This window comes from Dyadobacter sp. LHD-138 (assembly GCF_030929615.1).
In the GTDB taxonomy this organism is placed as follows: Bacteria; Bacteroidota; Bacteroidia; order Cytophagales; family Spirosomataceae; genus Dyadobacter.
In genome coordinates, this window is sequence record NZ_JAVFVU010000050.1 from 39,138 (window position 1) to 47,961 (window position 8,824).

At 42.6% G+C, this 8,824-nt stretch carries 7 protein-coding genes; 1 reads left to right on the forward strand and 6 read right to left on the reverse strand.

The annotated features are described in order from the left end of the window. Positions 1–111 precede the first annotated feature (111 nt). The 6 genes from RB622_RS27040 to RB622_RS27065 all read right to left on the reverse strand — a co-directional run bounded on the left by RB622_RS27040 (position 112) and on the right by RB622_RS27065 (position 8,179). The gene (locus RB622_RS27040) at positions 112–1,263 is read right to left on the reverse strand and encodes a FecR family protein (protein ID WP_308049924.1); all 1,152 of its coding nucleotides are present in this window, start codon (positions 1,261–1,263) and stop codon (positions 112–114) included. Between the two features lie 95 nt (positions 1,264–1,358). Continuing rightward, the gene (locus RB622_RS27045) at positions 1,359–1,976 is read right to left on the reverse strand and encodes an RNA polymerase sigma factor (RefSeq protein ID WP_308049925.1); all 618 of its coding nucleotides are present in this window, start codon (positions 1,974–1,976) and stop codon (positions 1,359–1,361) included. A 171-nt stretch (positions 1,977–2,147) separates the two neighbouring features. After that, complete coding sequence (locus tag RB622_RS27050) at positions 2,148–3,596, reverse strand: Gfo/Idh/MocA family oxidoreductase (RefSeq protein WP_308049926.1); 1,449 nt, start codon at positions 3,594–3,596, stop codon at positions 2,148–2,150. A gap of 154 nt (positions 3,597–3,750) precedes the next feature. Next, positions 3,751–4,824, reverse strand: a complete 1,074-nt coding sequence (locus RB622_RS27055) for an aminotransferase class V-fold PLP-dependent enzyme (protein WP_308049927.1) — start codon at positions 4,822–4,824, stop codon at positions 3,751–3,753. A 174-nt stretch (positions 4,825–4,998) separates the two neighbouring features. Then, positions 4,999–6,903, reverse strand: coding sequence for a phosphoglycerate dehydrogenase (gene serA, locus RB622_RS27060; RefSeq protein ID WP_308049929.1), 1,905 nt, complete (start codon positions 6,901–6,903; stop codon positions 4,999–5,001). A 286-nt stretch (positions 6,904–7,189) separates the two neighbouring features. Then, complete coding sequence (locus RB622_RS27065) at positions 7,190–8,179, reverse strand: alpha/beta fold hydrolase (RefSeq protein ID WP_308049930.1); 990 nt, start codon at positions 8,177–8,179, stop codon at positions 7,190–7,192. A 248-nt stretch (positions 8,180–8,427) separates the two neighbouring features. Between RB622_RS27065 and RB622_RS27070 the strand changes: the two genes are divergently transcribed. After that, the gene (locus RB622_RS27070; protein WP_090339609.1) at positions 8,428–8,619 is read left to right on the forward strand and encodes a cold-shock protein; all 192 of its coding nucleotides are present in this window, start codon (positions 8,428–8,430) and stop codon (positions 8,617–8,619) included. The last annotated feature ends 205 nt before the right edge of the window (positions 8,620–8,824 follow it).

Genomic DNA, 8,824 nt, shown 5'->3' on the forward strand with positions numbered 1-8,824 from the left:
CCTTTTTTATTTTCAATCAGTAATTCTTCAGGTCATATATTTTGGGTTTAACGGTTGAAACAAGATATTGAGCATTGTATTGACTAACAGATCGTTAATACTATTTTTTTGCTATTGATCTGACATTAAGACAATCGTAATCCGATTGCCCGATATTTCAAATGCTGCGTCAAGTGCGCTGCAAATTACCTCCAGCTTTCCCTTGAACGGTTGTCCTGTCAAAGTTGCATTTAAAGGAAAATCCCCCAGCCTATCCCGATCATACATTATTTTTACACTGTAGGCTTTTTCCAGTGTTTCAAATACCTTCGAAACCGGTGTTTCATCAAACACAAATGCCTGCTTCGATATATCTCCTTCACTTTCCGTAACCGTTACTTTTTCAAGTGATTTTTTAAATGTTCCGCTCTCCGGGGAAAAAGCTATCTTTTCGGAAGGATTCACGATAAATCCTTTTAGCTCCTTCGAATTTACCTGATCATGTGCGTTATCGTTACCCTCAAGGGCAAATACTGATACCTTGCCGGTGGTCACTGCTACATTTATTTCCTTCCCTTCCTTCGGCGCATCAATCAGAAAGCTCGTCCCCAAAACTTTTGTTGCCAGTCCAAAAGTATAAACCAGAAATGGCTTGCTTTCGTCTTTGACAATTTCAAAAAATGCCTTGCCCTGTAAACGTACTTCCCTCGTTTTGGCATTACCATGATGCTCATAACTCAAAATCCCGCCAGGTTGCAAGACTACCGAACTTCCATCAGGCAATAAAACCATCATCGGCCTTGCTGTCGCATTATTTTTTTCAACCCGATTTTCCCACGAACGTTCAATCACCGTTAAACCGAACCTATTTGCCTGTCCCGCATGATTGACATAATACCAGTAACTGAACGAAGCCATCCCTGCAAAAAGCACCGTGGAGGCTGCAATACGTGCCCATCGCCATCCCGATAAGATTTTTCTGGGCTCAGGTTCCGTTTCCTCTTCGACGATTTCATCGTCTTTAACCTCTTCTTCTCCACGTAAATGACGCTCCACCGCTTTCCACATCTTGTCACTTTGTTCAGACGTTGGCTGCGATTTCCCCGTGTCTTCTCCCATAAAAATGATGTAGCGGCGTGCCGATTCAACGGTTTGCTTTTTCCGCGGGTTGTTTTGCAGAAACTGCCGCCAACGCATTTCATTCCTTTCATCGGGTTTTCTGACCCAGGCAACAAAATCATCGTTTCGGATCAATTCCGTCAGCGAGTACGGGTCATGCTTCATAGTGAATAGAATTCGGTCAATGGCTCTTTCAATAATAAAGAGTGACAAATCCTGAAAATGACCTCTTCAAAATGTAATTATTTTCGAAAAAAATTTCAAAAAATAATTAACAGGCACAAAATCAGTACAGAAACAAGGAAATGTTGGGGAGTTTGGCGAAAAGATGTTATCGCTTTGTAGATGAGATTTCTGACCGATTTTTCATTGATGCCCATAATACCGGCAATTTCTTCAATGCTGAAATCGTCAAAATATCTTAGCGTGATGACTTCGATCTGTCTTTCGGGGAGTTGCGAAAGCACTTCCTGGATCCTTCTCGAAATCATAGAATTCGACTCATGCTGGATCAGCATCGTTTCCGAGTTCGCATAAGTATAAGGCATTTCCTGGTCAGGCAGCATCGTCAGCTCCTCTGTAACCGGAAATTTGTCGGAGGCTACGTGAATTCTTCTTCTCAGGGCACGATAGAGGTAAAACTTTACGGAGGTTACATTTTCCGTCAGCTTTGCCCTCAAACGCCAGACATCGATAAATACTTCCTGCACGGCATCCTCCACAATCGCGGAGTTACCGGACAACTTGCTCCCGTAATTATACAACGTACGGTGGTATCGTTCGAAAATGAGCGTATAAGCCTGCTCATCTCCGTTTCGTATACCCGTCCAGAGCTGCTGGTCCGTAGGTTCCAAAATGAAGGTATCAGAAGTGATCAATACTTTAGTATTTCCTTAGAAAGCATAAAGCTAATTATTTATTCTCAAAATGACATTTCATTGTTGAAAATTAAAAAATAACCCGTTGATTCCTCTGCAATTAAGCATCGAAAAATAAAAATCCGGAAGCTTTCAACGTGAAAACTTCCCGGATCCTATCATTTTCAACAACTACAAAACAAGGTCCCAGCCGTCGCGGTATTCTCTTTTTACAAACTGGTTGGCCAGATCATAATTTGTTACCTTCATATTGACCGCATCCCATTCCAGTTTTTTCCGGCCGTTGTATTTGTCCGCCGTTTTTAAAGCCGTTGGGTTATCGCGAAGCATCCAGCTTCTCAGCGCCAGGTTCCCGATCAAGATACTCTCCGTAAACGGTGCCGCATATTCAAACGGTGAACTTGTTTCCCCTTTTCCGTATCCGGCAATGCAGGCATCGACCCAGTTCAGATAATGATCTTCGTTAGGAACCCGTTTTATCGTTTCCTTCACTTTCAGTGTTTCATTTTTCTTCAACGGAAGCAACCTCGGATTGGCTCCGTAACAGTCGGCCATCAACTTTCCTTTTTTTCCGATAAAAAGAACGCCGCCGTCAGAATTCCCAAACAATTCGCCGGGCTGAAGTTCCGGTGGGAGCTCGGGAAGAATCCCGCCGTCATACCAGCTTACTTTAATATTTCCTTTTCCGTCATTCCTTGGATAATCCAAATGAATCGAAGTGGAGAAAGGTGTCCAGTCCGGGTTGTGATCCTTTTCTCTTAATGTAAAAGTCCAGGTGTTGGCGACGCTGCATTCTACTGAAACCGGATATAAAATCGGGAGGATCCTGTAAACCGGATCCATGATATGGCAAGCCATGTCACCCAGTGCACCGGTACCATAAGGCCACCAGCCGCGCCAGTTCCAGGGAAGATAGGCTTTGTTATACCCTACTTTTGGTGACGGGCCGAGCCATAGATCAAAGTCCAGTTCATTGGGAACCGGGTCTATATTGTCGGTTGGCACGGCTTGCGGCCAGACAGGTCTGTTGGTCCAGCAGATCACTTTGTCTACCTTTCCGATCACGCCGGAATCATATATTTCTTTCATCCGGCGCACCCCATTTCCTGATCCGCCCTGATTACCCATCTGGGTAATTACTTTATATTTTTTAGCCGCCTGACCTAAAATCCTGGCTTCATAAATATCGTGGGTCAATGGTTTTTGTGTGTACACGTGTTTCCCCAGCTGCATAGCCGCCAAAGTAGCTACGGCATGGGTATTGTCCGGTGTGGAAATGGAAACGGCGTCAATGCTTTTGTCTTCCTTTTTCAACATTTCCCGAAAATCCCGGTAGTATTTTGCGTTTGGAAATTTCTCTCTGGAAACAACCGCCTGCCGGTCGTCAACGTCACAAAGCGCGACAATATTGACATTCGGGCTTTTAGCGAAACTAGCCAGGTCACTTTTCCCTTTCCCGCCAACGCCAATACCGGCGATATTCAGTTTGTCACTTGGAGCCACAAAACCTTTTCCCAGTACATGTCTTGGAACAATAAAAAAGGCAGAAGCTGCCAGTGAAGATGTCTTAATAAATTCCCGTCTTGAGGAATCCTCATGCTTTTTTTGCTGGTCTTTCATCGTATAAAAAGTAACGTTTGGTTAAGGACAAAATGCTATGACCTTATTTATACGCCAAATTACACCAATAGGACTATTTCATTGCGGTTTATGACAAAATAAAAAAGCACAAAACCATTTCTGGCTTTGTGCTTTTGCTATTGACCGGTATTTTCTATACAGTTTCCAACACGTGAAGCAGGGCTTGAACCTGTTCCAGAGACGTTGCCGGGAAATTGGCAATACGCAGCTGAGATGCTTTATACTTGCCATAACCACTTCCGATAACCATCCCTTTTTCCTTCACCGCTTTGATGATATCCGTAGACGGCGCCTCTGTATTGGCCACGACCACCGTTTGTGAACGGTATTTCTTTTCGTTCACGAACGGGGCAAAACCACTCGTATTTTCTATAAATTTATAGATCAGTTCTGCCTTTTGTTCCGTTTCCTTACGGATGGTCTTTACGCCGATTTTATTCAAATCTTCGGCAACTTTACCTAACAAATAAATCCCCATCACATTGGGTGTCGCAGGAGTTTCGTTGTTTTGGGCATTTTTCCAAAGCGTAGGCAGATCATTGTGCGCACCGATCGAATATTGGTTTCGGATATATTCTGCTTTTTTAAGGCATTTTTCATTCACGATCCAGACACCCAAACCTGCCGGCAAACCGAACGCTTTCTGAACCGAGAAAAACGCAGTATCGATCAGGCTGAAATCCAGCTCAGGGTAAGGCGCAGATGAAACGATGTCCACGGCAATAAACTTATCCGGATATTTTTGTTTCAGTTTATGAATTTCAGAAACGGGCATTTGTACACCCGAGCTCGTCTCGTTATGTGTCGCACAAATCAATTCGGCGTATTCGGGAACGATCACTTCGGAGGCACTGAAACCTTCGCCCATCGGTTTTTCCTGGATATGCGCGTACTTGCACAATCCCTGAGAATAGTCATGAAATTTTTTGGAAAAAGAACCATTCACCAGATGGAAACTTTCCAATTCCACACAGCTAAACAAAATACGTTCCCAGGCTTCCGAGGCCGATCCAAGAAAAAGAATGGCATGAGAATCCGGAACATTTAAAAGTGTACGCACCTGATCAACCGTAAACTTATGCAAATCACGATATTGCTGGCTACGGTGTGAAATGGAACCTAGCTGCCCGCTTACGAAAGTTTGTAAATGCTTTTCAAATGTCGGATAAAGCTGTGCGGGACCTGGGGTAAAAAAAGTTAGTGACATTTTTATGATGCTAGAAAGTGGGAGTCATTGGGTTGTCTGGGGTTGTCAAGATTTGTCAAGATTTGTCAGTTGTAGTCAATTATTGTCATTTGCCGCCACCCCTGACTACACTTGACTATGAATGACTACAAATGAGAACTTCTGACACCCCTTGACAATCCCCGACTATACTTATTAGTACAACATTCTAAAACGAATCGTACCTTCTACTTCTTTCAGTTCCTGAATAAATTCTTCAGTATAATTTTTAGCAATATCCACGATCACATAACCGATTTTCTCGTTTGTTTTAAGATACTGGCCGGTGATGTTAATATTATTTTTCGCAAAAATATTGTTCAGCTTCGCAAGAACCCCCGGAACGTTTGCGTGAATGTGCAGCAGCCGGTGAGAATCTTTAAGCTTTGGCAGCTGTACCTCAGGGAAATTAACACTTCCGTAAGAACTACCATTGTTCATGAATTCCAGCAATTTGGAAGGAACAAAGTATCCGATATTTTCCTGAGCCTCTTCTGTACTTCCCCCGATATGCGGTGTCAGGATCACATTTGGCAAGCCACGTAATGCACTTTCAAAAACCTCGGCGTTTGTCTTCGGCTCTTTCGGAAATACGTCCACACTTGCTCCGGCCACTTTTCCGCTTTTCACAGCTTCTGCCAGCGCATCAATGTCCACAACGTGACCACGGGAAAGGTTCATGAAAATAACGCCGTCTTTCATCAACGCGAATTCACGCTTTCCAATCAGATTGGTATTTTCCTTACGGCCATCCACGTGCATACTGATCACGTCGGAAATACTAAGCAATTCATCAAGCGAATTGACTTTCCGTGCATTTCCCAAAGAAAGTTTTTCGATACCATCATAGAAATACACTTCCATACCCAAAGCCTCCGCCACGACAGAAAGCTGTGTACCGATACTTCCATAACCCACCATACCCAGCTTTTTGCCGCGCACTTCAAAGCTTCCGTTGGCCGATTTGTCCCAAACGCCAGCGTGCATCTGATTGGTTTTCGTAACAATATTACGGATCAACACGATCATTTCACCGATCGCAAGTTCTACAACAGAGCGTGTATTACTGTATGGCGCGTTGAAAACCGCGACACCACGTTCAGCCGCTTCTTCCAGATCAATCTGGTTTGTTCCGATACAGAATGCACCAATCGCCATCAAACGATTGGCATTTTCAAGAACACGTTTGGTAATATTGGTTTTAGAACGGATACCGATGATCGATACGTCCTTGATACGCTCACAAAGCTCATCTTCATCCAGCGCACCTTTCACAAACTCCACGTTGAAGCCCTGCTCCTCAAAAGCACGCAAAGCAACCGGGTGAACGTTTTCCAGCAAAAGCACTTTAATTCTGCTTTTTGGATATGACTGGCTTCTGCTTAATTTATTGTCAAATAAAAAGTCATCAAAAGAAGTGGCGATATGATCCGCCACGGCTACCACTTTCGGGCGTTCAACATTTTCTGTAAACGCATAAAAACGGTTAGCTAAACCAGCTTCCTTGATTTGATAATCCGTATACCCATCGCCAATTGCATACACATCGCCTTCAAGTTTCAGGGATGCCAGCAATTTGATTTTCCCTCCGTCGGTCGACAAAACATTATCCTCGTCAATACCGATGATATTGCCTTCCTCATCAAAACGGAATTCGTTGGCATAAACATGATCGGCTCTCAGGCCCAATTCCGTTACAACCGGCACAATAAATTCTTTAAAACCGCTGGAAACGATGAAGATATAGTCCGCATTTTCGGTCAAAAATTGCTTGTTACGCAGGAAGGAGTCAGAAACCTTTGTCCGTAAAAAAGAAATTAATTCCTCAATGTTGGCACGGTTAGCTTTCAAAAGATCAATGCGCTGACGGAGTCCTTCGGCAAAAGACATCTCGCCATTCATTCCCTTGTTCGTCAGGTCAACAATTTCCTGAACAATTTGTTCACGTTGCGGATGTCCTGTCAAGGCAATAGCAGCCAACTCGTCCAGACCTTCTACTTTAGTAAAGGTGCTGTCAAAATCAATGATGATGTGCGGGGGATTGAGTGTTAATGTCGGCATGAAGCGGGAGATAACTGAAAAAGTATCAAATTAAAATGTAAACGTTCGAACGGTATATTTTGGTTGAATTCCCAATTTTTCCACAAAATTACGAATCTGTTTTCTATGACCCTAAAAAAAAGTGCATATGACGCTTTTTAATATTTTTTATGATCTATAAAAAAGGACAAAATCAGCTTTTCAGGCAAATCAAAAAAGAAATTTGATTCAAAAGGATTGGGAAAAATAATCCGGCAAATTTCACTCCTTATATTATTAGAGAACTGCACAACCATTTCTGTAACAACTATTTCTGCCTAAGAAATTCCAAAGCACGTGATTCTGACCAATAAATTCCCCCGGAAGACGCCGATGGCCGAAAACCACAATGCCCGCCGGAATTGGTAATTTCCAGAAAAACATGGTCCAAACCGGCAATAATACCTTCCGGCAGACTGCGTGACGGCACAATCGGATCATTGCCTGCGTTTACGATCAGTGTAGGAATGGCAATATTTTTCACAAAATGCATCGAACTGCATGATTCATAATAATGGTCCGCGCTATTGAATCCATGAAGCGGCGCCGTGAAAATATGGTCAAAATCATATAAGGTATTGACAAACTTGAAATCAGCGGGGTTGATATCATCCGGAAAATGTTCCGCTTTTTTATCAACCTTGGGTTTAAGGGTTTTCAAAAACCTGGCCTGATAAACCCGGTTTTCTAATTTAATAATGGCGAGACTGCAAGCTTTTAAATCCATAGGAACACTAAAAACAACGGATTTTTCAATGTTTGGCTGGATGTTTTTGCCTTGTTCGCCCAGATATTTGAGCGTCAGGTTACCACCCAGGCTGAACCCAAAAAGCTGAATTTTACCATATCCTTTTTGAATTGCATGCTGGATCACGGCCGACAGGTCTTCTGTTGCTCCGCTATGATAAAACCGGGAAGTCTTGTTCATTTCACCACTGCAGCTACGGAAATTCCAGGCCAGACAGTCATAACCTGCTGCATTAAGCATCCGAACCATCCCTAAAATGTATTGCCGCGAACTATCCCCTTCCAGTCCGTGCGATAATATGACAAGATCGTTTTTGTTCCCCGAACCATTTATGCTATTCCCGGCCAGGGACCAGTCCAGGTCCAGAAAATCGTTGTCCGGTGTCGAAATCCGCTCCCTTTGATAACTTACCTCTTTAATAATCCTGAACAGCGCAGGATAGATGGTTTGCAGATGGCCATTGGGAAGCCAAAAGGGAGGAATATGGGTAACATCTTTATTTACAGGCATGCATTGGCTGGGATAACTTAACAAGAGAACAAATTAACGACGTAAATATTTATCCATTGTAAAAAAAATCTTACCCGCATTGAATTTCAAAAATCCTTCCTGAGCGAATCTGAGAGCCTTTTACAGTACTCTACAAATCCTATGGGCAATAATTAATTTTTACTTTTTCTAAATAAAAAATTTTTTTTTCTTGTATATCCAAAAGACGTTCGTATATTTGGTCTTCAAAATATATAAGAACAATACTAATGGCAGAAGGTACAGTAAAATTTTTCAATGATTCCAAAGGATTTGGTTTCATTTCTCCATCTAATGGAGACCAAGACATTTTCGTTCACGTTTCAGGTCTTCAGGACGATATCCGTGAAAATGACAAAGTGTCTTACGAAGTAGAAAATGGCAAAAAAGGTCTAAACGCAGTTAACGTTAAAGTTATCTAAGTTTAATCATAATATCATTTGGGAAGCCTGTTACCGAGTAACGGGCTTTTTTTGTGCCTTACTATTTCATTTTTCAAAGTTTTTTGGGATCAAGCTGAAAAGTTGGGGGGAATGAAATAAATTATTTGCTTTGTAGCCCGAACCAATCCCGTTTGTGTTGAACGAATCCTATCAAGCCTTAGTCCGTATCCTTTTGCCAGAAGGC

Excerpts from the sequence above, each read along its gene's own strand:
- RB622_RS27040 (WP_308049924.1), bottom strand. The coding sequence starts at position 1,263 with ATGAAGCATGACCCGTACTCGCTGACGGAATTGATCCGAAACGATGAT.
- serA (WP_308049929.1), bottom strand. The coding sequence starts at position 6,903 with ATGCCGACATTAACACTCAATCCCCCGCACATCATCATTGATTTTGAC.
- RB622_RS27070 (WP_090339609.1), top strand. The coding sequence starts at position 8,428 with ATGGCAGAAGGTACAGTAAAATTTTTCAATGATTCCAAAGGATTTGGT.
- RB622_RS27055 (WP_308049927.1), bottom strand. The coding sequence starts at position 4,824 with ATGTCACTAACTTTTTTTACCCCAGGTCCCGCACAGCTTTATCCGACA.
- RB622_RS27050 (WP_308049926.1), bottom strand. The coding sequence starts at position 3,596 with ATGAAAGACCAGCAAAAAAAGCATGAGGATTCCTCAAGACGGGAATTT.
- RB622_RS27065 (WP_308049930.1), bottom strand. The coding sequence starts at position 8,179 with ATGCCTGTAAATAAAGATGTTACCCATATTCCTCCCTTTTGGCTTCCC.